At 63.9% G+C, this 26,570-nt stretch carries 24 protein-coding genes; 14 read left to right on the top strand and 10 right to left on the bottom strand.

Annotation, left to right across the window (positions count from 1 at the left end):
• Positions 1 to 32 precede the first annotated feature (32 nt).
• From argJ to OUY36_RS16875, 6 genes are all read left to right on the top strand, one after another.
• Entirely contained in the window at positions 33 to 1,250 is a 1,218-nt protein-coding gene (argJ, locus tag OUY36_RS16900; protein WP_267935206.1) for a bifunctional glutamate N-acetyltransferase/amino-acid acetyltransferase ArgJ, read from the top strand.
• A 137-nt stretch (positions 1,251 to 1,387) separates the two neighbouring features.
• Positions 1,388 to 2,329, top strand: a complete 942-nt coding sequence (locus tag OUY36_RS16895) for a Nudix family hydrolase (RefSeq protein WP_267935204.1) — start codon at positions 1,388 to 1,390, stop codon at positions 2,327 to 2,329.
• A 173-nt stretch (positions 2,330 to 2,502) separates the two neighbouring features.
• Positions 2,503 to 3,066, top strand: a complete 564-nt coding sequence (ahpC, locus tag OUY36_RS16890; protein WP_003284760.1) for an alkyl hydroperoxide reductase subunit C — start codon at positions 2,503 to 2,505, stop codon at positions 3,064 to 3,066.
• A 120-nt stretch (positions 3,067 to 3,186) separates the two neighbouring features.
• A complete protein-coding gene (ahpF, locus tag OUY36_RS16885; RefSeq protein WP_267935203.1) occupies positions 3,187 to 4,749 on the top strand; it encodes an alkyl hydroperoxide reductase subunit F in 1,563 nt (520 codons plus the stop codon).
• Between the two features lie 221 nt (positions 4,750 to 4,970).
• Positions 4,971 to 6,098, top strand: coding sequence for a DUF3182 family protein (locus tag OUY36_RS16880; protein WP_267935202.1), 1,128 nt, complete (start codon positions 4,971 to 4,973; stop codon positions 6,096 to 6,098).
• Positions 6,085 to 6,897 carry an alpha/beta hydrolase family protein gene (locus OUY36_RS16875; RefSeq protein WP_063540080.1) on the top strand — a complete coding sequence of 271 codons (813 nt, stop codon included), beginning with the start codon at positions 6,085 to 6,087 and terminating at the stop codon, positions 6,895 to 6,897. The genes OUY36_RS16880 and OUY36_RS16875 overlap by 14 nt, the downstream gene beginning before the upstream one ends.
• 5 nt (positions 6,898 to 6,902) lie before the next feature.
• Here the strand turns inward: OUY36_RS16875 and OUY36_RS16870 are convergent, their stop codons facing one another.
• The 5 genes from OUY36_RS16870 to OUY36_RS16850 are packed head-to-tail and all read right to left on the bottom strand — an operon-like array spanning position 6,903 to position 12,470.
• A complete protein-coding gene (locus OUY36_RS16870; RefSeq protein ID WP_267935201.1) occupies positions 6,903 to 7,931 on the bottom strand; it encodes an ion transporter in 1,029 nt (342 codons plus the stop codon).
• Positions 7,924 to 8,514, bottom strand: a complete 591-nt coding sequence (locus OUY36_RS16865; protein WP_267935200.1) for a cob(I)yrinic acid a,c-diamide adenosyltransferase — start codon at positions 8,512 to 8,514, stop codon at positions 7,924 to 7,926. The genes OUY36_RS16870 and OUY36_RS16865 overlap by 8 nt, the downstream gene beginning before the upstream one ends.
• Positions 8,515 to 8,529: 15 nt before the next feature.
• Positions 8,530 to 10,545: a sensor histidine kinase gene (locus OUY36_RS16860; RefSeq protein WP_267935198.1), complete on the bottom strand. Its 2,016-nt coding sequence runs from the start codon at positions 10,543 to 10,545 to the stop codon at positions 8,530 to 8,532.
• Positions 10,546 to 10,588: 43 nt separating this feature from the next.
• On the bottom strand, positions 10,589 to 11,500 hold the full coding sequence (locus OUY36_RS16855; protein WP_267935197.1) for a putative 2-dehydropantoate 2-reductase: 912 nt from the start codon (positions 11,498 to 11,500) through the stop codon (positions 10,589 to 10,591).
• 4 nt (positions 11,501 to 11,504) lie between these two features.
• Entirely contained in the window at positions 11,505 to 12,470 is a 966-nt protein-coding gene (locus OUY36_RS16850; protein ID WP_079329198.1) for a GGDEF domain-containing response regulator, read from the bottom strand.
• Between the two features lie 152 nt (positions 12,471 to 12,622).
• Between OUY36_RS16850 and OUY36_RS16845 the strand changes: the two genes are divergently transcribed.
• Both OUY36_RS16845 and OUY36_RS16840 read left to right on the top strand, forming a co-directional pair.
• Positions 12,623 to 13,102, top strand: coding sequence for a YajQ family cyclic di-GMP-binding protein (locus OUY36_RS16845; protein WP_063540074.1), 480 nt, complete (start codon positions 12,623 to 12,625; stop codon positions 13,100 to 13,102).
• 83 nt (positions 13,103 to 13,185) lie between these two features.
• Positions 13,186 to 14,010 (top strand): mechanosensitive ion channel family protein, encoded by an 825-nt coding sequence (locus OUY36_RS16840; protein ID WP_063540073.1) that lies wholly within the window; start codon positions 13,186 to 13,188, stop codon positions 14,008 to 14,010.
• Positions 14,011 to 14,070: 60 nt separating this feature from the next.
• Here the strand turns inward: OUY36_RS16840 and OUY36_RS16835 are convergent, their stop codons facing one another.
• Together OUY36_RS16835 and OUY36_RS16830 are read right to left on the bottom strand one after the other, a co-directional pair.
• The gene (locus OUY36_RS16835) at positions 14,071 to 15,771 is read right to left on the bottom strand and encodes an AmpG family muropeptide MFS transporter (RefSeq protein WP_110776126.1); all 1,701 of its coding nucleotides are present in this window, start codon (positions 15,769 to 15,771) and stop codon (positions 14,071 to 14,073) included.
• Between the two features lie 38 nt (positions 15,772 to 15,809).
• Positions 15,810 to 16,169 (bottom strand): MGMT family protein, encoded by a 360-nt coding sequence (locus tag OUY36_RS16830; protein ID WP_267935195.1) that lies wholly within the window; start codon positions 16,167 to 16,169, stop codon positions 15,810 to 15,812.
• A gap of 134 nt (positions 16,170 to 16,303) precedes the next feature.
• Here OUY36_RS16830 and OUY36_RS16825 point away from each other — a divergent pair, with 134 nt between their 5' ends.
• On the top strand, positions 16,304 to 17,308 hold the full coding sequence (locus OUY36_RS16825; RefSeq protein WP_156244745.1) for a DUF481 domain-containing protein: 1,005 nt from the start codon (positions 16,304 to 16,306) through the stop codon (positions 17,306 to 17,308).
• Positions 17,309 to 17,384: 76 nt separating this feature from the next.
• On the opposite strand, the gene OUY36_RS16820 is transcribed toward OUY36_RS16825, so the two are convergent.
• Entirely contained in the window at positions 17,385 to 18,143 is a 759-nt protein-coding gene (locus OUY36_RS16820) for an SDR family oxidoreductase (protein ID WP_110776127.1), read from the bottom strand.
• Between the two features lie 100 nt (positions 18,144 to 18,243).
• Between OUY36_RS16820 and OUY36_RS16815 the strand changes: the two genes are divergently transcribed.
• The 5 genes from OUY36_RS16815 to OUY36_RS16795 all read left to right on the top strand — a co-directional run bounded on the left by OUY36_RS16815 (position 18,244) and on the right by OUY36_RS16795 (position 22,153).
• Positions 18,244 to 18,951, top strand: coding sequence for a HugZ family pyridoxamine 5'-phosphate oxidase (locus OUY36_RS16815; protein ID WP_267935194.1), 708 nt, complete (start codon positions 18,244 to 18,246; stop codon positions 18,949 to 18,951).
• Positions 18,952 to 19,082: 131 nt separating this feature from the next.
• Positions 19,083 to 19,541 carry an FxsA family protein gene (locus tag OUY36_RS16810; protein ID WP_063540069.1) on the top strand — a complete coding sequence of 153 codons (459 nt, stop codon included), beginning with the start codon at positions 19,083 to 19,085 and terminating at the stop codon, positions 19,539 to 19,541.
• Between the two features lie 248 nt (positions 19,542 to 19,789).
• Entirely contained in the window at positions 19,790 to 20,083 is a 294-nt protein-coding gene (locus tag OUY36_RS16805) for a co-chaperone GroES (protein ID WP_011914234.1), read from the top strand.
• 48 nt (positions 20,084 to 20,131) lie between these two features.
• Positions 20,132 to 21,772 carry a chaperonin GroEL gene (gene groL, locus OUY36_RS16800; RefSeq protein ID WP_110776130.1) on the top strand — a complete coding sequence of 547 codons (1,641 nt, stop codon included), beginning with the start codon at positions 20,132 to 20,134 and terminating at the stop codon, positions 21,770 to 21,772.
• 159 nt (positions 21,773 to 21,931) lie between these two features.
• Positions 21,932 to 22,153 (top strand): hypothetical protein, encoded by a 222-nt coding sequence (locus OUY36_RS16795; RefSeq protein WP_049326101.1) that lies wholly within the window; start codon positions 21,932 to 21,934, stop codon positions 22,151 to 22,153.
• Between the two features lie 11 nt (positions 22,154 to 22,164).
• Here OUY36_RS16795 and OUY36_RS16790 read toward each other — a convergent pair whose 3' ends face one another.
• Both OUY36_RS16790 and OUY36_RS16785 read right to left on the bottom strand, forming a co-directional pair.
• The gene (locus OUY36_RS16790) at positions 22,165 to 25,221 is read right to left on the bottom strand and encodes a multidrug efflux RND transporter permease subunit (protein WP_267935193.1); all 3,057 of its coding nucleotides are present in this window, start codon (positions 25,219 to 25,221) and stop codon (positions 22,165 to 22,167) included.
• A gap of 54 nt (positions 25,222 to 25,275) precedes the next feature.
• Positions 25,276 to 26,409, bottom strand: coding sequence for an efflux RND transporter periplasmic adaptor subunit (locus OUY36_RS16785; RefSeq protein WP_267935192.1), 1,134 nt, complete (start codon positions 26,407 to 26,409; stop codon positions 25,276 to 25,278).
• Positions 26,410 to 26,570: the final 161 nt, after the last annotated feature.

Raw genomic sequence — 26,570 nt, 5'->3', positions numbered from 1 at the left:
CTGTTGGCCACCACTGTCTGAAGGAGCGTCCCATGGCTGTCGGTCTTGGTCCTTTACCTACGCTGCACCCGGTTCCCGGCTTCGAGCTGGGCATCGCCTCCGCCGGCATCAAGCGCCCCGGCCGCAAGGACGTGGTGGTGATGCGCTGTGCCGAAGGCTCGCGAGTGGCTGGAGTGACCACCACCAACGCCTTCTGTGCCGCACCGGTATTGATCACCCGCGAACGCATGCACGGTCCGGTGCGCTACCTGCTGACCAACACCGGTAACGCCAACGCCGGCACCGGGCCGCAGGGCCTGGCCGATGCCCGTCACACCTGCGCCGCGCTGGCGGCAATCACCGGAGTCGACGAGACTGCCGTGCTGCCGTTTTCCACCGGCGTGATCGGCGAACCGCTGCCGGTGCAGAAAATCGAGTCGGCACTGCAGGCCGCGCTCGACGACCTCTCGCCCGATCATTGGGCCGAGGCCGCGACCGGCATCATGACCACCGATACGCTGCCCAAGGGCGCCAGCCGGCAGTTCCAGCACGACGGTGTGACCGTCACCATCACCGGTATCAGCAAGGGCGCCGGGATGATCCGGCCGAACATGGCGACCATGCTCGGTTACATCGCCACCGACGCCAAGGTCGCCGGCAACGTGTTGCAGGATCTGGTGCGCGATGCGGCGAACAAATCCTTCAACCGCATCACCATCGACGGCGACACGTCCACCAACGACTGCTGCATGCTGATTGCCACCGGCCAGGCGGCGCTGCCGGAGATCACCTCCGCCTCCGGCGAGCTGTTCGGCAAGCTCAAGCAGGCGGTGCTCGAAGTGTTCATGGAAGTAGCCCAGGCCATCGTCCGCGACGGTGAGGGCGCAACCAAGTTCGTCACCGTGCAGGTCAACGGTGGCGGCAATCATCAGGAATGCCTGGATGTCGCCTACGCCGTGGCCCATTCGCCACTGATCAAGACCGCACTGTTCGCGTCCGACCCGAACTGGGGGCGCATTCTCGCCGCCGTCGGCTACGCCGGTGTGCCGGAACTGGATGTGAGCAAGATCGACGTGTTCCTCGGCGAGGTCTGCATCGCCAGCCAAGGCGGACGCTCGCCCAGCTATACCGAAGAGCAGGGCGCCGCGGTGATGGCGCGCGAGGAGATCACCATCCGTATCGAACTGGGCCGCGGCAGCTGCAGCGAGACTATCTGGACCACCGACCTGTCCCACGAGTACGTGAAGATCAACGCCGAGTACCGCACCTGACAGCGCCTGGTGGCCTCCGTTGCGCGAGCGTCTCGCAGCGGATGGCCGGTGATTGGCCAGAGTGCGACGACAGGATGAGCCGGGCGTGGCCGGCTCTGCCGGCCCAGGGCGCAAGCTAGCCGACAGGAGATGCGGGAATGAAGCGAGTTCATGTCGCTGCAGCGGTCATTCGCGGCGCTGAAGGAGCGGTGCTGATCGCCAAGCGACCACTCGACAAGCACCAGGGTGGCCTCTGGGAATTCCCGGGCGGCAAGGTCGAGGCAGGTGAGCAGGTCGAAGCGGCGCTGGCGCGGGAGCTGCTGGAGGAGCTGGCGATTCAGGTCACGGCGGCTCGCCCGCTGATCCAAGTGCGTCATGACTACCCGGACAAGCATGTCCTCCTAGACGTCTGGGAGGTTACTGCATTCATCGGCGAACCGCATGGTGTCGAGGGGCAGCCGTTGAAGTGGGTGCCGGCCGATGAACTCGCTGCTTATCGCTTTCCTGAGGCCAATCGGCCGATCGTCGCTGCTGCCCGCCTGCCCCAGCGTTATCTGATCACACCGGATGGCCTGTCCGCCGAACGGCTGCTCGACGGGCTAGCACAGGCGCTCGACGCAGATTTCGGGCTGATTCAGCTGCGTGCACCTTCGCTCTCATCGCTCGACTATCGATCGCTCGCCGAGCGTGTGCTTGCCCTATGCGCAGGCCGTGCGCGGGTCATGCTCAAGGGACCGCTGGACTGGGCGAGCGACTTTCCGGATGCCGGTTGGCACCTGACGGCGGAGCAGCTCCGACTGTTCGATGGCGCTGCACGTCCCATTGCGGGTGAACGCTGGCTTGCAGCCTCGTGCCATGATGAAAGGGAGCTGGAACTGGCCACGGCATTGGGAGTAGATTTCGTCACGTTGTCGCCGGTGCAAGCCACTGCCAGCCATCCGGATAGCTCACCCTTAGGTTGGTCGCGTGTCGCGGCGCTGTTGGCAGGGTTCAGTCAGCCGGTTTATCTGCTTGGGGGACTGGGTGAAGCGGACCTCGCTCATGCGGTGCGTATTGGGGCTCAGGGTGTCGCTGCAATCCGATCCTTCTGGCCAGATTGAACCGTGGCCGGCGTGGCTGGTCACTGGCGTAGCTGTCGCCGCATACACGCGCGATCGGATGTTTCACTGATAGATATATGTAATCGGTGCTATTCCCTTAATCAATAACGTTATGCGTCTGGTTGCGCTATCGTAGGCCCCGTCAAATTCTTAACCCGCTAAGGAGTTAGTAGATGTCCTTGATCAACACTCAGGTCCAGCCTTTCAAAGTCAACGCCTTCCACAACGGCAAATTCATCGAAGTCACCGAAGAGTCCCTCAAGGGCAAGTGGTCCGTGCTGATCTTCATGCCGGCTGCCTTCACCTTCAACTGCCCGACCGAGATCGAAGACGCTGCCAACAGCTACGCCGAGTTCCAGAAGGCCGGTACCGAGGTGTACATCGTCACCACCGATACCCACTTCTCGCACAAGGTCTGGCACGAAACTTCGCCGGCCGTTGGCAAGGCTCAGTTCCCGCTGATCGGTGACCCGACTCACCAGCTGACCCGCGCTTTCGGTGTGCACATCGAAGAGGAAGGTCTGGCGCTGCGCGGCACCTTCCTGATCAACCCGGAAGGCGTGATCAAGACCGTCGAGATCCACTCCAACGAGATCGCTCGTGACGTGTCCGAGACCCTGCGCAAGCTGAAAGCCGCTCAGTACACCGCCGCTCACCCGGGCGAAGTCTGCCCGGCCAAGTGGAAAGAAGGCGAGAAGACCCTGGCTCCGTCGCTGGACCTGGTCGGCAAGATCTAAGGCTTCGCCTATCTGCCCTGCGTGCTGGGGGGCTGGTCAAAGCCCTCTGGCAACCCAACGCCTGGACGCGAACCGTCCGGGCGTTTTATTTCCTGAATTCCGTACGGGGTACCGCTGCTCATGTTGGACACCAATCTCAAGACCCAGTTGAAAGCCTACCTGGAGAAGGTCACCCAGCCCTTCGAGATCGTCGCGTCCCTCGATGACGGCGAGAAATCCCGGGAAATGCTGAGCCTGCTGCAGGACATCGCCGGCCTCAGCGACAAGATCACCTTGAAGACCGATGGCGACGATGCGCGCAAGCCGTCGTTCTCGCTCAACCGCATCGGCGGCAACATCAGCCTGCGCTTCGCCGGCATCCCCATGGGCCACGAGTTCACCTCGTTGGTGCTGGCCCTGCTGCAGGTCGGCGGGCACCCGTCGAAGACCGCACCGGAGGTGATCGAGCAGATCAAGGCGCTCGACGGCGACTACCGCTTCGAAACCTATTTCTCGCTGTCCTGCCAGAACTGCCCGGACGTGGTCCAGGCGCTGAACCTGATGGCCGTGCTCAACCCGAACATCCAGCACGTGGCCATCGACGGCGCACTGTTCCAGGACGAGGTCGAAGCCCGCCAGATCATGTCGGTGCCGAGCATCTACCTCAACGGCGAGCTGTTCACCCAGGGCCGCATGAGCGAGGAAGAGATCCTCGCCAAGCTCGACACCGGTTCCAGCGCCCGTGATGCCGAGAAGCTCAAGGCCAAGGACGCCTTCGACGTGCTGGTGGTCGGCGGTGGCCCGGCCGGCGCGGCAGCGGCGATCTACGCCGCGCGCAAGGGCATCCGCACCGGCGTCGCGGCCGAGCGCTTCGGCGGTCAGGTGCTCGATACCATGGCCATCGAGAACTTCATCTCGGTGAAAGAAACCGAAGGCCCGAAACTGGCCCGCGCGCTGGAAGAGCACGTGCGCGAGTACGAGGTCGACATCATGAACCTGCAGCGCGCCAGTCAGCTGATCCCGGCCGGCGACGACGGCCTGCATCGGGTGCAGTTCGAGAATGGCGGCGAGCTCAAGGCCAAGACCCTGATTCTGGCTACAGGCGCGCGTTGGCGCGAAATGAACGTGCCGGGCGAGCAGGAGTACCGCGGCCGTGGTGTCGCCTACTGCCCGCACTGCGACGGCCCGCTGTTCAAGGGCAAGCGCGTGGCGGTGATCGGCGGCGGCAACTCCGGCGTGGAAGCGGCCATCGACCTGGCCGGCATCGTCGCCCACGTCACCCTGCTCGAATTCGGCGAAGAGCTGCGTGCCGACGCCGTGCTGCAGCGCAAGCTCAACAGCCTGCCCAACGTCCGCGTGCTGAAGATGGCGCAGACCACCGAGGTCATGGGCGACGGCCAGAAGGTCACCGGCCTGGTCTACAAGGACCGCACCAGCGAAGAAATGCACAGCGTCGAGCTGGAAGGCATCTTCGTGCAGATCGGCCTGCTGCCCAACAGCGAATGGCTCAAGGGCACCCTGGAGCTGTCGCGCTTCGGCGAAATCATCGTCGATGCCAAGGGCCAGACCAGCATCCCCGGCGTGTTCGCCGCCGGTGACGTGACCACGGTGCCGTACAAGCAAATCGTGATCGCCGTGGGTGAAGGCGCCAAGGCTTCGCTGAGCGCCTTCGATCACCTGATCCGAACCTCCGCGCCGGCTTGATCGAAGCGCGAAAAGAAGGGGAGCAACCGCCAGGTTGCTCCCCTTTTTTTTACGTCTGGTTGGGAGGTCATTGGATTCGCCCGGCGGTCTGCCGAGGATCGTTGCGAGGTGTCTGCGGTCTACTGCGGTACACCGCGCTACGGCTCAGGTGGTAGCGAGCGCTCGCGATGGCCATGGGCTCCGGGCGCGCCTGTCGAGCAGTCCATGGAGCTGTCCACGAAATGATGAATGCGCAAACGTCGCAAAACTCGCGCAGGGTCGTACTGACCCATGCCAACCGTCCCAATGAGCCACAGCACGAACGGGTCGTACATGCAGCCTTGGCCGAGCGTCTGGCTGCACTGCTAGGGCTGACTTATGGCGGCGATTACGATCCGACCCGTCGCTATGAGGCTCAGCCCTATCTCGTGCCATCCGGCACGGTGGTCGGCCTGCGTGAAGCCCAGGCGCTGGGCCTGTGCGGGGAGGCTGACCTGTTCGGCGGTGTGGTACCGCAGGCCTTCGTCGAAACCAAGGCCATCACCCACCCACTGATTCGCCCGGACGCCGCTGCGCCGGTCGGCTGGTCGCGCGATTTCAGTACGCAGGTCAAGGGCAGTGTGCTCGCTGGCTATAGCGTCTTCAGTCTGGAGGATGCCAGAGATGCCGGGCGTCGGCTGCTGCACGAGGGCTCTGTGCGCATCAAGCCGGTCCGAGCTACCGGTGGACGCGGCCAGCAGCGCGTCGATGACAGTGATGCCCTCGATCAGGCTCTGTTTGCGCTCGATGAGCAGGAGCTGGCCGAGTACGGCCTGGTGCTAGAGGCCCATCTGGAGCACGTCACGACCTTCAGCGTCGGACAGGTGCGGGTCGGCGGCCGCCTGGCGAGCTACTACGGTACCCAGCGGTTGACCGAGGATAACGCCGGCAACGAGGTGTATGGCGGTTCCGATCTGGTCGTCGTGGACGGTGACTTCGAGGCGTTGCTGGCGCTTGATCTAACGGAAACCACGCGGCTCGCCGTCAGCCAGGCACAGGTGTACGACGAGGCCGCTTCGGCCTGCTACCGAAACTTCTTCGCCTCCAGGCGCAACTACGACATCGCCCAGGGGATCGACGGTCGCGGCCAGCCGCGCTCGGGTGTGCTGGAACAATCCTGGCGCATCGGCGGCGCCAGCAGCGCTGAAATCGCGGCACTGGAACTCTTCCGTCAGGGCACGGGCGCGCGAGTCGTAAGGGCATCTTCGCTCGAGATCTATGGTCGAGAACGCCCGGCGCCGGCGGCAGCCACGATCCTGTATCAGGGGCAGGATGAAGAGGTTGGTTTCGTCACCAAATGCGTAGTGGTGGAGCAATATGGCGACGCATAGCGAGACAGTAGACATTCTGGTTGGCGATGAGCATATCGCCGGTACGTTCCTTTCACCGCCGGCCAAGATGCCCGGCGTGCTGTTCGTTCACGGTTGGGGCGGCAGCCAGCAGCGCGATCTCACCCGCGCCCGCGGCATCGCCGGGCTCGGCTGTGTCTGCCTGTCATTCGACTTGCGGGGACACGCGCAGACCCGCGCACAACAGGAATCGGTGACCCGCGAGCAGAACCTCGCCGATCTCCTGGCTGCCTACGACCTGCTTGCTCAACATCCGCATATCGATCCGTCCGCCATCGCCGTGGTCGGGACCAGCTATGGCGGTTATCTGGCCACCATCCTGACCTCTCTGCGGCCGGTCAAATGGCTGGCGCTGCGGGTGCCTGCGCTCTATCGCGACGAGGACTGGAACCTGCCCAAGCGCCAGCTGGACCGCGATGTGCTCAATCAACTGCGCAGCCGGCGGGTGTTGCCGGAAGAGAACCGTGCATTGGCCGCTTGCTCCGCCTTTCGCGGAGATGTACTGATCGTCGAGTCGCAGCACGACACCTTCGTGCCTCACGAAACCATCATGAGCTATCGCGCCGCCTTTCACCGCACCCAGTCGCTGACCCATCGCATCATCGATGGCGCCGACCATGCGCTGAGCAACGAGCGCTGCCAGGAGGCCTACACATCGATCCTGGTCAACTGGGCGACGGAAATGGTCATTGGTGCGCGTCTCGACGAAAAGTCGGCAGCCGGTTTCCGGGGCGTGGATGAGGGCGAGGAGCCCGGGCGCGGCGCGGCGCAGTCGAGCTGATCCGATCAATCTGGCGGCGTTGCGGGTGGCGTCGGTCCGACGAAACGACTCCAGCGTCGGTCGAGCACCTGCTGCTTGAGTACTTCGATGACATCGACCAACAGCTCTTCCAGGGCCAGGTCGGTGTGTTCATCCTGATAGACCCAGGCATCGAAGAACTCGTCGGCGAGATTGGCGGCCAGGGCCTGGAACTGCGGCCCGCGCATGCCTTCGACGGTGCCCTGCAGGAGGCGTGCGGCGATATCGCTGAGCGCGTCGTCGAGCGTCGCGGCCAGTCGATTGCCGAGCGGCAGCCTTCTGAGGCTGTGCATCTCCGGATTGTCCTGCAGCGCCTGGTGGATCAGCTGGCTGACATAGCCTTCAATGGCGCCGCGATTGTCCCGGTAACCGGTCTCCAGCATGTCCCGCAGGCGCCGCGACAGGTCGTTGAGCACGCGCTGCTTGCGCGGTCGGACCACCTCCTGCAGAAGACGCCGGGAGAGGTCATCGCTGGCGCCGATCTCCTGCTGCAGGCGGCCGAACAGGCGCACCATCACCCGGTCGGAGAGCTCCTCGATCAACAGGTAGTAGTAGCGGCTGAACAGCCCGTAGACGGCCCAGCGGCGCATGTCGATCAGGCCCAGACGCTGCAGGCGGATCAGCAGGCTGCCAACCCGCAGTACCCGCAGCCAGCGGAACCCCGCCAGCGGAATGCAGCCGAGCACGTCATACCAGTGGGCGAACGGGTAGTAGTACCAGCGCGCATAGCGGCGCTCGAACAGCGCGACCGTCCAGCCGAGCAGCACGTCGAGAAGGAAGACCGCGACGAACCACAGGTCGATGTACTGGAAGTTGGCGTGGATGCTTTGCTGATAGCGCTCGTGCAGTTGCGGCATCAGGTTGGCAAGCGCCGTGTTGACTGGCTGCAGCGCGAACAGGCTGTCGAACAGGATCAGCGCCAGGTTCACGCAGACCAGCAGGACGATGAAGGCTTCCCAGGCGGCATGCAGCCCGTCGCGCCGTCGCGCCTGTTGATCCACGCGGTGCTCAGTCATCCGCGCGGGCTGCCGCGGCGGCGGGTTGCCAGAGGATCTCGCCACACCCCTGGCGCCGCGCAATCAGGCGGGCGGCGACGAACAGCGCATCGGACAGCCGGTTCAGATAGGCCAGCAGCACCGGGCGCACGGTTTCGCTGGCATTGAGCTGCTGGCAGCGGCGCTCGGCAGTGCGCGTCACGCTGCGGCACAGGTGGGCGAGGGCGATGAGCCTGGAACCGCCCGGCAGGATGAACTCCTTGAGCGGCCCCAGCTCCTGATTCCAGCTGTCGATGGCCTGCTCCAGGCGCTCGATCTCGCTTTCCTGCAGCGCCTGGTAATCGGGCATGGCCAGCTCGCCGCCAAGATCGAACAGGCGGTGCTGACAAGGCCCGAACACGCTGATCAGCTCATCGAGCGCCGGCCATTGCACCTGCGCCTCAGCCAGTTCGGCAAGCAGCAGACCGAGCTGACTGTTGAGCGTGTCGACCTCGCCCATGGCTTCCACACGGGGATGATCCTTGGCGACCCGGCGGCCATCGCCCAGGCCGGTTTCACCGCTATCGCCGGTACGGGTATAGATCTTCGACAGTCGATTGCCCATCTATTGGTTCCTTGTTCAGGCCGCCGGCGGCTCGCCAGGCGAACTCAGTGGCAGGCGCAGGGTAAACGTGGAGCCATGGCCGGGTTGGCACTGCACCTCCATCTGGCCCTGGTGGTTGTTGGTAATGATGAAATACGAGACGGAAAGGCCCAGTCCGGTTCCCTGACCGACTTCCTTGGTGGTGAAAAACGGTTCGAATATGCGTTTGCGAACGTTCTCCGGAATGCCGCCACCGTTGTCTTCGACCTGAATCTCTGCCCATGGCGGGTTCAGTCGAGTGCGCAGGATGATGCGCCCGCGTTCCTGAGCCTGGTTCTGGTGGATTGCCTGGGCGGCGTTCTTCAGCAGATTGAGCAGAACCTGTTCCAGTTCGTTGGCGATGCAGGGCACGCGATCGATCTGCGGATCGAAGTCGCGAACGATCTCGATCGACCTGAAATCGAAACCCTCCATCAGGGCGAAATCGTTGCCGGCGATCTCCAGCGCCTGGTCGATCAGCATCGGCAGCTGACAATCGGCCAGCTGCCGGTTGCTCATGCGGCTGAAGCTGAGCATGTGGCTGACGATCTTCGCGGCCCGGGAGCCGGCCTGCTGGATGCCGTCGAGCAACTGCGGTACTTCGCGGCGTTGCAGATACTGGTTGACCGCCTCCAGGCGCACGCCGGTTTCCTCCGCTGCCTCGCGATTGCGTTCCAGTTCGGGCGAAAGCCGGCGGCGGATGTTCTGCGCGTTGTGCAGGATGGCGCCGAGGGGATTGTTGATCTCGTGAGCCATGCCGGCGGCCAGGCTGCCCACCGAGAGCATCTTCTCCGACTGCACCATCATCTCTTCCATGTTGATGCGCTGGGTGATGTCGTCGATGCGGATCACCACGCCGCGACCACCTGCCCCGCTGAGCGGGTAGAAGGTCAGTGCATAGTGGTGCGGCTCGTCGTTGCGCTGCCAGGTCACCCGCTCGATCTTTTCCACCACATGCTGCTCGGAAGTGCGGCGGATCTGCGCCAGGAAGGGCTTGAGCGGCTCGAAGGCGACGAACACCGGCTGATTCAGCGCGTCGTCCAGCGGCGTTCCGGAGAGGGCGCTGGCTTCCTGATTCCACTGGGTGACGTAGAGCTGCTCATCGAGGGCGATCAGCGCAGAGGGCATCGAATCGATGATGCTGTTGAGGTACTTCTGGAAGCCGGTGAGCTTCTGCTCGATCTTGCTGCGAACCTGGACCTCCAGCTCCAGCTTGCGGTTGGAGTGCCGCGTTTCCTCGGCCAGCCCCTGGGCGTGATCGAAGGCTTCCTGGGCATCGTCACGGGCGCGCTTGAGCTGCTGCTCGCGAGCCTCCATGCGTGACAGCATGGTGTTGAAAGCGTCGGCCAGGCGACCGATCTCGTCCTGGTTGCCGGGCTTGGCCCGTAGCGAGTAGTTCTCCTCGCGGGTTACCTGGCGGGACAACGCTTCGAGGTCGCGAATTGGCCGCGTGATCAGCTGGCGGATCTGCCGGACGACCAGAACCCACAGCAGCAGACTGGCCACGAGGATCGCCAGGCTCGCGGTCAGCGTGCCGGTGTAGAACGCCCCGGGCAGTTCGCTGCTGGCGACCATCAGCAGATGCCCGGCGCTGCCGTCCGGTTGTGGCAAGCGGACCAGCAGATTGGCGCGGATCTCGCCGGCGCGCCAGTCGGCGACCGCGCTCAGCCGTTCCGGCAGACGCAGGCGCTCGCCCTGCTGGACCTGTGCCAGGCTGTTGCCGTCGCGGTCGTAGATGACCGCTGCGCGCAGCGGCGCATAGCCGTCCAGGCGTCTGAGTAGCGAATTTGCCGCTTCTGGTGAGGTCAGCGCGCGCGTGCTCAGTTCTTCGGTAGCGAACAGTTCGCCCAGCGTATGCATGGCCTGGGGCGCTACGCTCTGCCGCGAGATCCAGTAGGCGGCGCTGATGAAGGTGAGGTTGGACACCAGCAGGACCGCAGCCAGGAGAACGAGCAGGGCGAGTAGCAGCTTGCGGCCGACCGGGAGGTTTTCGAGGCGTTGACGCAGGATCATTGGCGGTACGAGGCGGCAGAGGTTTCTGCAGGGTAGCCGCGGCTCAGTCGGTGGGCAATCCGCGCTGGCGCAGGTGCTCGCGAAGACGCTGGTGCAGCGCGTGCAGCTTCGGCGTGGGCAGCCCCAGGGTTTGCGCCGTGGCACAGGCGTGGCCGAGCAGATAGGCGATCTCCGTGCGTCGGCCAAGACGGACGTCCTGATGCATGGACGAGTAGTTGGCCGCCGTGGCTTCGATGACCCGTAGCACCTCGTTCTCCAGGTCGTTGGCGGCCGCTGGCTGGCCGCTGGCTACGAGCAGTCTGCCGAGTTCTTCGCTCAGCGCAGCGAGTTGCGCAGGGTGCTGCAGCAGCTCGCCGTTGCGGCAGTCATGGAGCACTGTCAGTGGATTGATTGCACAGTTCAGCGCGAGTTTGCGCCAGAGCCGCGAGAGAATTTCCGTGCTCCACGTCTGCGCGATGCCGGCCCGGTCCAGCTCGCCCAGCCAGGCAGGCGCTGCGCCGCCATGCGGGTCGCCCAGCCAGTTCTGCCCGCGGCCGGCGAACAGTACCTGGAAATCAGTCTCGCGATAGGCCCCTTCGGTGCTCGACACGAAGATGCAGCGGGCCTGCGGCCAGCGCTCGGCGATCGCTTGCTGACTGCCGAGACCGTTCTGCAGCAGGAGCAGTTCGGCGCCCGGGGCCAGGCGAGCGGCGATCTGGGACACAGCGGCTTCGGCATCGTAGGCCTTGCAGGCAACCAGCAGTCGTCTGATGGTGGTCGGTGCGTCGGGCAGTTCCGCCGGGATGTCGAAGCGCTCGAGATTGCCGTTCTCCCGCAGGCCGAGCCCGCCGGCGCGTTGGTACTCGTCCAGGCGTTGCGCCGAGCGCAGGATCAGCCGTACCGGCAGACCGGCACGAGCCAGCCGGGTGGCCCACAGGCTGCCGAGCGCACCGGCGCCGAGAATGTACCAGGTCATCGACTCATGCCGACTGCTTGAGCCGGAAGGGAACGATACGGCCCGTGCTGTAGGCGCTCGGCAGCAGCGCAGCGGCACGTTCGATGATGGCCTGCGGTGTGACCGGGAGCGCGTCGGCATCGAGGCTGATCAGGCTGATGCCTGCCTTGATCGAAATGAAGCCTTCGCTGGTCTTCAGCGCGCGCAGGTTCAGACCCTCGTGCAGGCGTTTGAAGCTGCTCGGCGAACAGCCCTTCAGGTCATCGACCAGCGCCAGCAGGCCGAACTGTTGCTCGTCGATCCGGCACACCACATCCAGTGGGCGGACCAGCTGCTGCAGGCGAGCACCGATGGCACAGAGGATTTCCGCATAGACGGGCTTTCCGTAACGTTCGCGCAGTGCATCGGCGTCCGGCAGGCCGATCTGCAGGTAGTACAGCGCGGTACCACGATTCTCCATTTGCCGCAGGCTGGCGGCCAAGCGCTGCTGTAGATAGCGGCAGTTGCCCAACCCGGTCAGTGGGTCGTGCAGGCTCTGTTCCTCGAGGCTGGCGACGCTTTCGGCCAGCTGATGGTTCTCCTGCTTCAGCTGCTGCAGCGAGGCGCATAGCCGGTCGGCAGCGAAGATTCTCGGCAGTAGTTGCTCGTTCATTGCCGACTTGCTGATGAAATCGTCGACGCCATGGTCGAATGCCAGGCCGAGCGCATTCTCGCTGTCGCGCCCGGTGAGCAGGATGACGTAGCTGTAGTGGCCGCTCAGGGCGTCGCGTTGGCGGATCTGCCCGGTCAGCTCGAGACCGTCCATCTCCGGCATCAGCCAGTCGGCCAACAGTACGTGGGCAGGACGTTGCGCATGCTGCGTCAGCGCGTCAGCGGCGCTGCTGGCGAAGCGGATATCCTGGTAGCCGGCCTTGCTCAGGGCACGACCGATCATGACGCTGGAGAACTTGGCGTCATCGACCACGAGGATGCTCAGGTGGGGGTTGGGCATGGCAAGCTCAATCAGTTGGAGGGGGACGTCCTGTCACTCCGTAGGGGCGGGCGCTGAAACGTCGAAGCGTTATAATGACCGCGCTTTCTTAACCGTCAAGACACGCGCGCTCGGCTCATGCGGCCCGTCGCGCTACATAGTGGAGGAATCCCATGCCCTCGTTCGACGTGGTGTCCGAACTGGACAAGCACGAAGTCACCAACGCGATCGACAACGCGATCAAGGAACTCGATCGTCGCTACGACCTGCGTGGCAAAGGCAGCTTCGAGCAGAAGGACCTGACCGTGCAGCTGACGGCAGAAGCCGAGTTTCAATTGGAGCAGATGCTAGAGATTCTCAAGTTGAGCCTGGTCAAACGCAAGATCGATATCCAGTGCCTGGAAGTCAAAGAGCCCTATGCCTCCGGCAAGACCACGAAGCAGGAAGTGACGCTGCGCGAAGGCATCGACAAGGAGCTGGCGAAGAAGATCGTCGCGCACATCAAGGACGCCAAGCTCAAGGTGCAGGCTGCCATCCAGGGCGAGCAGGTGCGCGTCACCGGCAAGAAGCGCGATGACCTGCAGGAAGCCATCGCCCTGCTGCGCGGACACGAGTTCGGCATGCCGCTGCAATTCAACAACTTCCGCGACTGATTCCCGCCGCGCTTCGGCGCACGCAACCCCGCTGTTCTCGGTGCCCGGCCCGCCGGCACCGATTCCTGAAGGAGCATTTCTGCATGGACCTCTCTATCGACTATCTGGTCGATCTCTCCGAAGCCTGGCTGCCGGTCGTTCTGCAATACGGCGCCCAGGTGACGCTGGCATTGCTGACCTTTCTATTCGGTTGGTGGCTGATCAATACGCTGACCGCCAAGGTCAGCGGCCTGTTGCAGCGGCGCAAGGTCGATCCGACCCTGCACGGTTTCATCGGCAGCCTGGCCGGTATCATCCTCAAGGTATTGTTGCTGGTCAGTGTGGCCTCGATGATCGGGGTGGAAACCACTTCGTTCATCGCCGTGATCGGTGCTGCCGGCTTGGCCATTGGTCTGGCCCTGCAGGGCAGCTTGGCGAACTTCGCCGGCGGCGTGCTGATCCTGCTGTTCCGCCCGATTCGGGTCGGCGAGTGGATCGAAGCCCAGGGCGTAGCAGGCACTGTCGATTCGATTCAGATCTTCCATACGGTGCTCAAGTCCGCCGACAACAAGACCATCGTGGTGCCCAACGGTGCTCTGTCCAACGGGCATATCACCAACTACTCCCGCGAGCCGCGGCGTCGTGCCGACATCAACGTCGGTATCGACTACGGCGCGGACATCAAGCTGGCACGGCAGATCCTGCTGGAAATCGCGCAGGATGAGCGTGTTCTGCGCGATCCCGAGCCGGTGGTGTTCGTTACCGGTCTGGGAGACAGCTCGGTCAATCTGTCGTTGCGGGTGTGGGTCGCAACCGGTGATTTCTGGCCAGTGACCTTTGGCTTCACCGAACTGGTGAAGGAGCGTTTCGACGCTGCTGGGATCGGCATTCCGTTTCCGCAGCGCGTGGTGCACCTGGTTCAGAGCTGAAGTCTTGCCTAAACGAAGCGAAGCCGGCATCTGCCGGCTTCGTCGTTTCTGCTGGTCGCCTCAGGACTGTTCCGAGGCTGCTTCGCGCTGCGCCTCGCCGGGTTGCTGGCGGTCTCGGCTCCATTGCCAGGCGATCAGGATCAGCGTCGGCACGCCGAGCAACGCGGTGACCAGGAAGAAGTCGCTGTACCCGAGGTGTTCCACCATGACCCCGGAGTAGCCACCCAGCAGACGGGGCAGCAACAGCATGAGCGAACTCAGCAGCGCGTACTGGGTGGCCGAGAACTTCAGGTTGGTCAGGCTGGACAGGTAGGCGACGAAGGCGGTGGAGGCGAGGCCGCCGCTGAAGTTGTCGCAGGAGATGGTGACGATCAACATGTTCAGGTTCGCGCCCATCTCCACCAGCAGCATGAACATCAGGTTGGTCGCCGCGGAGGCGACGCCACCGATGAACAGGATCGGCAGGATGCTGAAACGCACGATCAGCAAACCGCCGAAGGCCGCTCCCAGCAGCGTCATCACCAGCCCGAACAGCTTGCTGACGCTGGCGATCTCGTCCTTGGAAAAACCCTGATCGATATAGAAGACGTTGGCCATCACGCCCATCACCGTGTCCGACATGCGATAGGTGGCGATCAGCCCCAATAGCAGCAGCGCCTGCCAACGGTAGCGCACGATGAAATCGGTGATCGGCGTCAGCACCGGCCCCATCAGGATGCGTCCTGGGGCAGACAGGCAGCCCCAGCAGATCAGCAGGTACATGGTGCCGCGCGGCCAGTAGCCGCCCCAGTAGGACTGGAACATGCCGGTAGTGGAAACCATCAGGATGATCAGCACGATTACCGACACGGCCTGGTGGGCGAAGTCGAAGCGCACCGGTCGCTGGCGTTGCTTGGCTTGACTGAAGATATGCCGTACCGGGACGAACAGCGCCCGGCCCACCGGCGATACGCTGCCGAGGATGAACAGGGCGTACAGCGTGGCGCGCGGCCAGGCCTGGGCGATCAGCGCATTGATCATCGCCGGCACCGAGACCAGCAGGACCAGCAGCAGGCCGACCGCGGCCAGCTGATGATTGAAGGTGTAGCGCGAGGGCTCGTTGGGCAGTGGCGCGGCTACGTCCGGCTCGCGGATCACCAGGCTGGTGATCAGGCCCGGCAGGATCAGCAGCGCGAAGACGAAATAGGTCGTGGTCCAGGCCGCCTGGTTGTAGTCGAGGCTGCTCGAACCCAGCCATTCGGCGAGGAAGAGGGCGCCGGCGCTGGCGAGCAGCATGGCGATGCGATAGCCGGTCATGTAACTGGCGGCGAGGGTCGCCTGCAGCTTGTCCTCGACGATCTCCAGGCGATAGGCGTCGATGGCGATGTCCTGGGTGGCCGATGAGAATGCCACGACCACCGCCAGGGCGATGAGCATCGTCAGGTTGTGCTGCGGGTTGCACAGGGCCATGCCAATCAGGCCGACGGCGATCAATGCCTGCGACAGCACCAGCCACGAGCGGCGTCGGCCCAATGCGCCGATCCAGGGCAGCCGCCATTGGTCTAGCATCGGCGACCACACCCACTTGAAGGCGTAGGCCAGGCTGATCCAGCTGGCGAAGCCGATGGTTTCCCGCGAGACGCCCGCTTCGCGCAGCCATACCGACAGTGTGGAGAACACCAGAACGGCGGGAAGACCCGCAGCGAAACCCAGCAACAGCAGGGCTAGCGTAGCGGGACTGGCGTAGGCGGCTAGCGCATCGCGCCAGGTTTCACGGGACATACATCGAGGTTCTGCACGGATTGGACGAAGGGCGCACTCTAACCGCTGTGCTCCGTCGAATGCCAGCCATGCTGACGCATGTCCACTCGGTCGTTGACGATGGTCAGGCCCTCTGCCCGCAGGCGCATCCGCTGTTCGTGACCTGCTGCTGTTCCGGCTGGCAGGCTGAGGCGGCCGCCGGCGGCAATCACCCGATGCCAGGGGAGTGTGGTGTCGTCGGGCAGCTGCGACATCAGCCGACCGACCCAACGTGCAGCCCGGCCGAGCCCCGCCATGGCGGCCAGCTCGCCATAACTCACCACCTTGCCGGGCGGGATTTGCGACATCACCAGATAGACGGCAGCTCGGCGCGTTTCAGCGTCGGCGGAGGGCGGCAGCAGCGGTGCGTGGTCATTCATGCTGGGGCTTCCGGGGAGGTAAATCGACGGGCCAGAGAACTCGGGTTCCGTTCGGCGGTCTGTGCTTGCTGTGGTTAGACGCATAGGGATAATGCCAGCCTTTCAACCGACCCAGACCTGATTTCAATACCCGTATGTTCCCCAGAACCCTGCTTTGCGTGACCCTCTCCGCTCTTGCTCTGCCATCGTTCGCCGACACCGTATGGCTGAAGAACGGCGATCGCCTGACCGGCAAGATCAGTGTGCTCGACGGCGGCAAGCTGCTCATCGAAACCGAGTATGGCGGTTCGATTCCGCTGAAGTGGAGCAAGATCGCCACGCTGGAAAGCGACCAGAAACTGCTGATCAAGCAGGACGACGTGACCGGCGAGGTCGCGCAATCGCTGCAGGCAGCCGACGAGGGCAAGGTCGTCATCGCCAACGGTGCCGCGCCGCGCACGGTGGAGCTGGCGAGCATCACCCAGATCATCCATCCCAAACCGCTCGTTCAGGATTTCACCTGGAGCGGCAACGTCGATGTGGCGATGGACTACAAACGTGCCGAAACCGATACGGATGACTATGACGTCTCCTTCGACACCAAGGCGCGGCACGGGCTGTGGCGCCACAACGGCACCGGCAACTACAACCGCGAGTACCGCGACGGCGTGACGGTCACCGACAACTGGGATGCCGAGTACGCGCTGGACCGCTTCCTCGATCAGCACTGGTTCTGGCAGGGGCGGTTGAGCTACAAGCGCGACCAGATTGAGGACGTGCGCCGTCAGCGCACCATCGGTACCGGTCCCGGTTACCAGTTCTGGGACAACGAGCTGGGCGCCTTCTCCCTGGCAGGGCTGATCAACCGTAGCGACTACGAGTTTGCCGACGGCGAAAAGGAGAACTTCTACCTGGCGGCGATGAAGTGGGACTACAACCGCTACCTGGTGGGCAAGACCTTCGAGCTGTTCAGTACCGGCGAACTCGGCAAGCCGCTGGAAAACGTGGCCGATTACGCGCTCGATGCCGAGGTCGGCCTGCGTTACAAGGTGACCGACTGGGCTTCGCTGAACATGAAGGCAGAGAAGGACATCATCAGCGGTGCCGACAACGATCTCGACGAGACCCGCTACAGCATCGGTTTCGGCGTGGGCTGGTAAGCCTTATCGATCCGGTGTGCATATATAAGAAAGGCAGCCATCTGGCTGCCTTTCTTCTTTGGCCCTGACGCCCCGATCAGAGACGCAGCCCGCCGTCCAGTTCGAGGATGCGGCCGGTGTAATAGTCGTTCTCGAAGATGTACGCCACCGAGTGGGCGATCTCCGCCGGCTTGCCCATGCGCTTGAGCGGAATGCCGGACGTCATTTTCTCCAGGGCTTCGGGCTTCATGCTGGCGACCATCTCGGTCTCGATGAAGCCGGGCGCCACGCCTGCCACGCGAATGCCGTAGCGCGCCAGCTCCTTGGCCCAGACCACGGTGGCCGAGGCCACGCCGGCCTTGGCCGCGGAGTAGTTGGTCTGGCCCATGTTGCCGGCGCGGGAGATCGACGAGATGTTGATGATCGCGCCTTCGCTCTTCAATTCGACCATCTTCGCCGCGACTTCGCGGGTGCAGAGGAACACGCCGGTGAGGTTGACGTCGATCACCGCCTGCCACTGCGCCAGGCTCATCTTGCTGATCTCGCCGTCCTTGACCTTGAGCAGCAGGCCGTCGCGCAGGATGCCGGCATTGTTCACCAGGCCATGCAGGCCGCCGAAGTCTTCGGCCACTCGCGTGACCATGTCGCTGACCTGCTCTTCGTTGGCGACATTGCACAAATAGGCGCGTGCATCGCCGCCGGCGGCCTTGCAGGCGGCGACGGCCTCGTCCAGACGCTCCTGGTTGAGGTCCACCAGCGCCAGCCGCGCGCCCTTGCTCGCCAGGTACTCGGCCATGGCCCGGCCGAGGCCCTGGCCACCGCCGGTGACGATGATGACCTTGTCTTGCAGTTGCATGCGCGTCTCCTGTTGTCCTTGTAAGGCGGGAACGACGCCCGCCAGGGAAATCGTTATGCTGGGCGCTCCGTCGTCCCGGACCCGTCTCGAGGAGCCACAGGTGAGCGCCGAAGCCCGCAAGCATGCCCGACAACTCCTGCTCAAGGAATACCGCGGTGTGCTCTCCACCCATTCCCAGGCCATGCCCGGCTTTCCGTTCGGCTCGGTCGTGCCGTACTGCCTGGACGCCAATGGCTGGCCGCTGATCCTCATCAGCCGGATCGCCCAGCACACCCGCAATCTCAAGGCCGACGGGCGCTGCTCGTTGCTGGTCGGCGAGCGCGCCGCCGAGGACGTGCAGGCGGCGGGTCGGCTCACGCTGCTGGCCGAGGCCCGCCAGCTCGACGACGCGGCGACGGTCGAGGCGGCTGCCCAGCGTTATTACAGCTACTTCCCCGAATCGCAGGATTACCACCGCGTACACGACTTCGACTTCTGGGTGCTGGAACCGGTGCGCTGGCGCTACATCGGCGGTTTCGGTGCGATCCACTGGCTGGATCAGGTCGCATTGGCCAACCCCTTCGCGACGGAGAACGGCGAGGTGGAGCGGGGCATGGTCGAGCACATGAATGACGATCACGCCGCGGCCATCGCGCACTATGTCGAACAGGCCGGGCTGCCGCGCGAATCCGCGGCGCGGATGACCGGCATCGACAGCGAAGGCTTCCACCTGCGCATCGGCCAGGCGCTGCATTGGCTAGCCTTCCCCGAACCCTGCGTGACGCCCGGGGCGGTGCGGCAGGCGTTGGTGGCGATGGCGCGTCGCTGATTCGATTCAGCTTGGCTTCAGCGGCGCCGCGCATAATCCGGTTACAGGGCTTTTTTCACCCGGGTTGAATTAGACCCGGGATGCCGCCATCTACAGAGGACTGGAAGCTGATCTTCCGCCAAGGACCATCGATGCGAATCTTTTTTGTGCTGTTTCTGTTGTTTCCGCTGGCCGAGCTGTATGTGCTGATCAAGGTCGGCAGCTCCATCGGCGCGCTGGCCACCATCCTGCTGCTGGTGCTCAGTGGCATCGCCGGTGTCCTGCTGCTGCGTCTGGCCGGTTTCGCCACCGCCTGGCGTGCCCGCGAGCGCCTGGCGCGCGGCGAGCTACCCGAGCGCGAGATGCTGCAGGGTCTGATGATGGCTATCGGCGGCGGCCTGCTGTTCCTGCCCGGCTTCATCAGCGACGTGCTGGCGCTGATCGTGCTGTTCCCGCCGACCCGCAACTTCCTCTTCCGTCAGATCAACCGGCGCATGGAGGCGCAGGTGCGCCGCCAGCGCGCCTTTGCCGATGATTTGCAGGCGCGGTCCAACCCGCAGCGGCCGAATGTGATCGAAGGCGAATGGGAGCGGCGCGATCAGGACAAATGATCCGCTCGCTCGAAGACCGGCATGCCAGCAGGCATGCCGGTTTGCATTTGTAGCCATGAAAATTTCATCCGCGCCCCTTGAAATGCTCTTGAACGCCCGCATGTAGCGGACACCGCAAGGTCGCTGTCGTGTTCGACAGTCCGTCTTCTGCGGCTCGCATTGCGGGCCGCAACCGGCACCGCCGGATTTGCCCAACCCGCCGATGAAGGGTCATCGGCATGGAACCACTCTACTAGGAGAGATCGACAATGAAGCTTCGTCCTCTGCATGACCGCGTCGTGATTCGTCGCAGCGAAGAAGAAACCAAGACCGCAGGCGGCATCGTCCTGCCGGGCTCCGCTGCCGAAAAGCCGAACCGTGGCGAAGTCGTTGCTGTGGGTACCGGCCGTGTGCTGGACAACGGCGAAGTGCGCGCTCCGGCCGTGAAGGTTGGTGACAAGGTGGTCTTCGGCCCTTACTCCGGCAGCAATACCGTCAAGGTCGACGGCGAAGACCTGCTGGTGATGAGCGAGAACGAAATCCTCGCTGTCATCGAAGCCTGATCACCCGCGAATCTCCATCGATAATTCAAGAATTGAGGATCAATCAACATGGCTGCTAAAGAAGTCAAATTCGGCGATTCCGCACGCAAGAAAATGCTGGTCGGCGTGAACGTCCTGGCTGATGCGGTAAAAGCGACCCTCGGCCCGAAAGGCCGCAACGTGGTGCTGGAGAAGAGCTTCGGTGCTCCGACCATCACCAAGGACGGCGTTTCCGTCGCCAAGGAAATCGAGCTGAAGGATCGCTTCGAGAACATGGGCGCCCAGCTGGTCAAGGACGTTGCCTCCAAGGCCAACGACGAGGCCGGTGACGGCACCACCACCGCCACCGTGCTGGCCCAGGCCATCGTCAACGAAGGCCTGAAGGCCGTCGCTGCCGGCATGAACCCGATGGATCTGAAGCGCGGCATCGACAAGGCCACCATCGCCATCGTCGCCGAGCTGAAGCAGCTGGCCAAGCCGTGCACCGACTCCAAGGCCATCGCTCAGGTCGGCACCATCTCCGCCAACTCCGACGCATCCATCGGTGACATCATCGCCGAAGCCATGGAGCGTGTAGGCAAGGAAGGCGTGATCACCGTCGAAGAAGGCTCGGGCCTGGAGAACGAACTGTCCGTCGTAGAAGGCATGCAGTTCGATCGCGGCTACCTGTCGCCGTACTTCATCAACAAGCCGGACACCATGGTCGCCGAGCTGGACAGCCCGCTGCTGCTGCTGGTCGACAAGAAGATCTCCAACATCCGCGAACTGCTGCCGGTGCTGGAAGCCGTTGCCAAGGCCGGTCGTCCGCTGCTGATCGTTGCCGAAGACGTCGAAGGCGAAGCCCTGGCGACTCTGGTGGTCAACAACATGCGTGGCATCGTCAAGGTTGCTGCGGTCAAGGCCCCGGGCTTTGGCGATCGCCGCAAGGCCATGCTGCAGGACATCGCCATCCTGACTGGCGGTACCGTGATTTCCGAAGAAGTCGGCCTGAGCCTGGAGACCGCTACCCTGGAGCACCTGGGTAACGCCAAGCGCGTCGTGCTGAACAAGGAAAACACCACCATCATCGACGGCGCTGGCGCCCAGGCCGATATCGAAGCCCGCGTTGCGCAGATCCGCAAGCAGGTCGAAGACACCACTTCCGACTACGACAAAGAGAAGCTGCAAGAGCGTCTGGCCAAGCTGGCCGGCGGTGTTGCCGTGATCAAGGTCGGTGCCGGTACCGAAGTCGAGATGAAAGAGAAGAAGGCCCGTGTCGAAGACGCCCTGCACGCCACCCGTGCAGCCGTCGAAGAAGGCGTGGTGCCTGGCGGTGGCGTGGCTCTGGTACGCGCTCTGCAGGCCATCTCCGAGCTGAAGGGTGACAACGAAGACCAGAACGTCGGTATCGCGCTGCTGCGTCGTGCCGTTGAAGCGCCGCTGCGCCAGATCGTCTCCAACGCCGGTGGCGAGCCGAGCGTGGTGGTCGACAAGGTCAAGCAGGGTTCGGGCAACTACGGCTTCAACGCTGCGTCCGACACCTATGGCGACATGATCGAGATGGGTATCCTCGATCCGGCCAAGGTCACCCGTTCCGCGCTGCAGGCTGCTGCCTCCATCGGCGGTCTGATGGTCACCACCGAAGCCATGGTTGCCGAAGTGGTAGAAGACAAGCCGGCCCCGGCTATGCCGGACATGGGTGGCATGGGTGGCATGGGCGGCATGATGTAAGCCGACCGGCCTCTTGGCACCATAAAAAAGAACCCCGCCTCGTGCGGGGTTTTTTTTGCGTGCCGTTCAGTGCATCCTCGACCGTTCGTCAAAAACAACGCAGGAATTAACTAGCTGAGCTACGGTCAGTTAACCACCGCCTAATCAAGGGTTTACGCCATGAAGCTGGAAATCGCTCGAGGATTGTTCCTCATCGGCGCGCTCGGAGTGACCACGCTTTGCGTAGCGGCATGGAATGAGCCCGGAGCGACACTGGTGCAGAGCAGCGAAAGCCGCAGCTACTGCCCGTTGCCGCCAGGCGGCAAATCCCGCTTCGAGGCGGTGCGTCCCGATCAGGATCTGCTCTTGCTTCTCTACGGCCTGTCACAAGGCATGCGCTAACGCCTCTGGCGTTAGGCGATGCCGGGCGTGCTAGCCGGCAGCGGTGCCTTGTCCGGCCTGGCCAGCAGTTCATAGACGGCAGGCAGCACGAACAGGGTGAACAGCGTGCCGACCGACATGCCGGTGGCAATCACCAGGCCGATGTCGAACCGGCTGACCGCACCGGCCCCACTGGCGATGATCAGCGGCACCATGCCGAACACCGTCGCCGCGGTGGTCATCAGCACTGGCCGCAGGCGAATCGCTGCCGCTTCCTCCACCGCTTCACGGCGGCTCAGGCCGCGCTCACGGCGCAGCTGATTGGCGAACTCGACGATCATGATGCCGTGCTTGCTGATCAGGCCGATCAGCGTCACCAGGCCCACCTGGGTATAGATGTTCATGCTCGACAGGCCGAGGAACAGTGGCACCAGCGCCCCGCACACCGAAAGCGGTACGGTGACTAGGATCACCAGCGGATCGCGGAAGCTCTCGAACTGCGCGGCCAGCACCAGGAAGATCACCGCCAATGCCAGGGCAAAGGTCAGGTACAGCGCATTGCCTTCCTGAATGTACTGGCGCGAAGCGCCTGCGTAATCGAAGCTGAAGCCCTCCGGCGCTTCCTCGCGGGCGATCCCCTGCAGCGTCTCGATCGCCTCGCCCATGCTGACGATGGGGAAGCCCTGGATCATCGCGGCGTTGAGTTGCTGGAATTGCTTGAGCTGAGTCGGCCGGGCGCGGTCGTGCACCTTGATCAAGGTCGAGAGCGGCAGCATCTGGCCCTGCTGGTTGCGTACGTAATAGTTGCTCAGCCAGCCGGGATTGTCGCGGTAGGCGCGCTCGACCTGGGCGATGACCTTGTAGCTGCGGCCTTCGATGGTGAAACGGTTGATCTCGCCTTCGCCGAGCAGGGTGCTCAGGGTCAGGCCGAGGTCTTCCATGGACACACCCATCTGCGCGGCTTTCTCGCGGTCGATATCGACCACGATCTCTGGCTTGTCGAAGGCGAGATCCACGTCGAGGAAGGCGAACTTGCCGGACTCCTCGGCGCGTTTGCGGATGCGCTCGGTCACTTGCAACAGCGTCTCGTAGTCGTTGGCGGTGTTGATCACGAACTGGAATGGCAGGCCTTCGCCGGTGCCGGGCAGCGAAGGAAGGTTGAAACCGAAGATCTGCAGGCCAGGCAGGCGATCGAGCTTGGCCTGGACCTCGGGCAGGATTTCCATCTGCGAGCGCTCGCGCTCGTCCCAGGGCTTGAGCAGGAAACCGCCGATGCCGCTCTGCACGCCGTCGAAGCCGTTGATCTGGAACCAGGAGTAGTACTCCGGAAAGCTCTGGAAGATCTCCAGGAACTGATCGGTGTAAGCGTTCAGGTAGTCCAGGTTGGCGGTCTTCGGTGCGCTGGCCATCATGAACACGATGCCCTGGTCCTCCTCCGGCGCCAGCTCGCTTTCGGTGAACATCAGCAGCACCGGAATCAGCGCGAGCACGAGCACGGCGAACACCAGGACCACCGGGCGGGTGTTCAGGGTGCCGTGCAGGGCGCGCTGATAGCGCTGCTTGAGGCGCTCGAACAGCTCGTCCAGGCGATGGGCGAAGCCGCTGGGGTTCTCTTCGTGGCGCAGCAGCTTCGAGCACATCATCGGCGATAGCGTCAGTGCCACCACACCGGAGATCAGTACGGCGCCGGCCAGGGTCAGGGCGAACTCCTGGAACAGCGCACCGGTCAGCCCCTGCAGGAAGCCGATGGGGGCATAGACCGCGGCCAGGGTGATGGTCATCGAGACCACCGGCATGGCGATCTCCCGGGCGCCGTCGAGCGCCGCCTGGAACGGCGATTTGCCCTGCTCGATGTGCCGGTGAATGTTCTCCACCACGACGATGGCATCGTCCACCACCAGGCCGATCGCCAATACCATGGCCAGCAGCGTCAGCAGGTTGATCGAGTAACCCATCGTCTGCATGAAGAACAGCACGCCGATCATCGACAGCGGAATGGTCACCACCGGGATCAGCACCGTGCGCAATGAGCCGAGGAACAGAAAGACAACGACGATCACGATCACCGCGGCCTCGGCCAGGGTCTTAACCACCTCGTCGATGGAGGCCTGGATGAACTCGGTGGCGTCGTAGGCAATGGTCGCCTTCAGACCCGGCGGCAGCTGCGCCTCGATCTGCGGCATGACCGCGCGCACTTCCTTGATCACGTCCAGCGGGTTGGCGCTGGGCGTGCCCTTGATACCGATATAGACTGAGGGAATACCGTCGAACGAGCTGATCGAGTTGTAGCTTTCGGCGCCCATCTCCACCCGTGCCACGTCGCCCAGCAGGACGCGGCTGTCGCCCTGGGTCTTGAGCGGGATGGCGGCGAACGCTTCCGGTGTCTTCAGCTCGGTGTCGGCGTTGATGCTGGTGACCACGTACTGGCCTTTCACTTCGCCAGCCGCGGAGAGGAAGTTGTACTTGCGCACCGCCTCGTTCACGTCGCCCGCGGAGACCCCGTAGGCGGCCAGCTTCACCGGGTCGAGCCAGAGGCGCATGGCGAACACCTGGTTGCCGAGGATTTCCGCCTCGGCCATGCCCGGCAGCGTCGCCAGCTTGGGCTGGATGACCCGCGACAGGTAGTCGGTGATCTGCGGGTTGCTCAGCTGGTCGCTGTAGAAGCTGATGTACATCAGCGCGGTGGAGTCGGCTGCCTGCTTGTTCAGCACCGGGTCCTCGGCATCCTGCGGCAGCTGGTTCTTCACCGAGTTGGCCTGGCTGAGCAGCTCGGTGTAGAGGCGATCAGTGTCGGCACCGATGCGCGCATAGACCGAGATCACCGAGGCGTTCTGCTGGCTGACGGAGGTCATGTAGTCCACCCCTTCGGCGCTGGCCAGGCTCTGCTGCAGCGGCTGGGTGATGTAGCCCTGGATGGTTTCGGCGTTGGCGCCGGGATAGGCGGTAGTCACCGTGATCAGCGCGCTTTCCATCTGCGGATACTGGCGAATGGTCAGGCTGTTGAAGGCCTGAATGCCGAGCAGCACGATCAGCAGGCTGATGACGCTCGCCAGTACCGGGCGGCGGATGAAGGGATCGGTGAAGGCCATGGGCAAGTCCCTGGAACTGTTCGATGTGGCGCTGCCGCCGGAGCGGCAGACCGCTTATTCGGACGCCGGCTCGGCGCCGTCCAGCTTGAGCGTGCGGCTCTCGGCGATGGCGACATGGGTGCCGCTGTCGAGCTTGAGCTGGCCGGCAGTGATCACCTGTTCGCCGCCTTCCAGGCCGTCGAGGACCACCACCAGGCCGTCGCGACGCTCGCCCGTGGTGACGAAGCGGCGCTCGACCACCAGGTACGGCTCGTCACTGCTGACGCCTTCCGGCGGCGTGCCCTCGGTCACCAGCAGTACCGAGTTGCCGTACAGGGTGTAGGTGATGGCGGTTTCCGGCACCACCACCTGCGCGGTTTCGGTCGGTAGCAGCACCTGCAGGTCGGCAAACATGCCGGGCAGCAGACGCCCATCCGGATTGCCGAGTTCGGCGCGCACCTGAACGTTGCGGGTCGTGGTCTCCACCTTCGGGTTCAGCGCGCTAATCACGCCTTCGAAGCGCTCGCCGGGATAGGCGGCGACCTGCAGCTGCACTCGCTGGCCGAGCTTCAGCAGCGGCACATGCTGTTCGGCCAGGAAGAAGTCGACGTACAGCGTGGACAGGTCCTGAAGCGTGGCGATCGGCGTACCGGCGGCGAGGTAGTCGCCGACATCCACCTGGCGGATGCCGATGGTGCCGGAGAAGGGCGCCAGCACACGCTTCTTCGCCAGGCTGGCGCGCAACTGGGCGACGCTGGCCTCGGCCTTCTGCGACTGGGCGTTGAGGCGGTCGTACTCGCTGCGGGAAATGGCCTGGCGGTCGAGCAGGCTGCGGGCGCGCTGGAACTCCAGGCGGGACAGGTTCAGGTCGGCCTCGGCGCTGGCCAGGCTGGCCTGCTCCACTTCACTGTCCAGCAGCACGATGGCCTGGCCCTTGCTGACCTTCTCGCCGGACTGGAACTGCACGTCGCTGATGGTGCCGGCGATCTCGACGCTGAGGTCGATGCCCTGCGATGCCTTGAGCGTACCGATCGCCGGCAGGCGGCTCTGCCAGTCCATGCGCCGGGCGACCTCCGCCTCGACGTTGATCGCCGGCTTGGGCGCCTGGAACTGCTGAACCTGTTGGTAGATCGAGTTGAACTTGAAGGCGGCGAGGATCGCAACGACGACGACCACCGCGCCCAGCATGAACAGCATGCGGCGCAACATTTTCCGATTTCCTTGGAGATGTGAGCCGGCTGTCTACTGCCGTGATCGAGGCAGCCGTTCGAACGTCCGGTCAGCGTCGCTTGGACGATGGCTGCACTGGGGCAGCCGAACCGGGGAGGGAGGAACTTAGCCCCGAATCGGAGGCAAGTAAAGGGGGAGAG

Source organism: Stutzerimonas sp. R40042, assembly GCF_026642215.1.
GTDB classification, from domain to species: domain Bacteria; phylum Pseudomonadota; class Gammaproteobacteria; order Pseudomonadales; family Pseudomonadaceae; genus Stutzerimonas; species Stutzerimonas frequens.
This window is presented reverse-complemented; position numbering and strand designations above follow the sequence as displayed.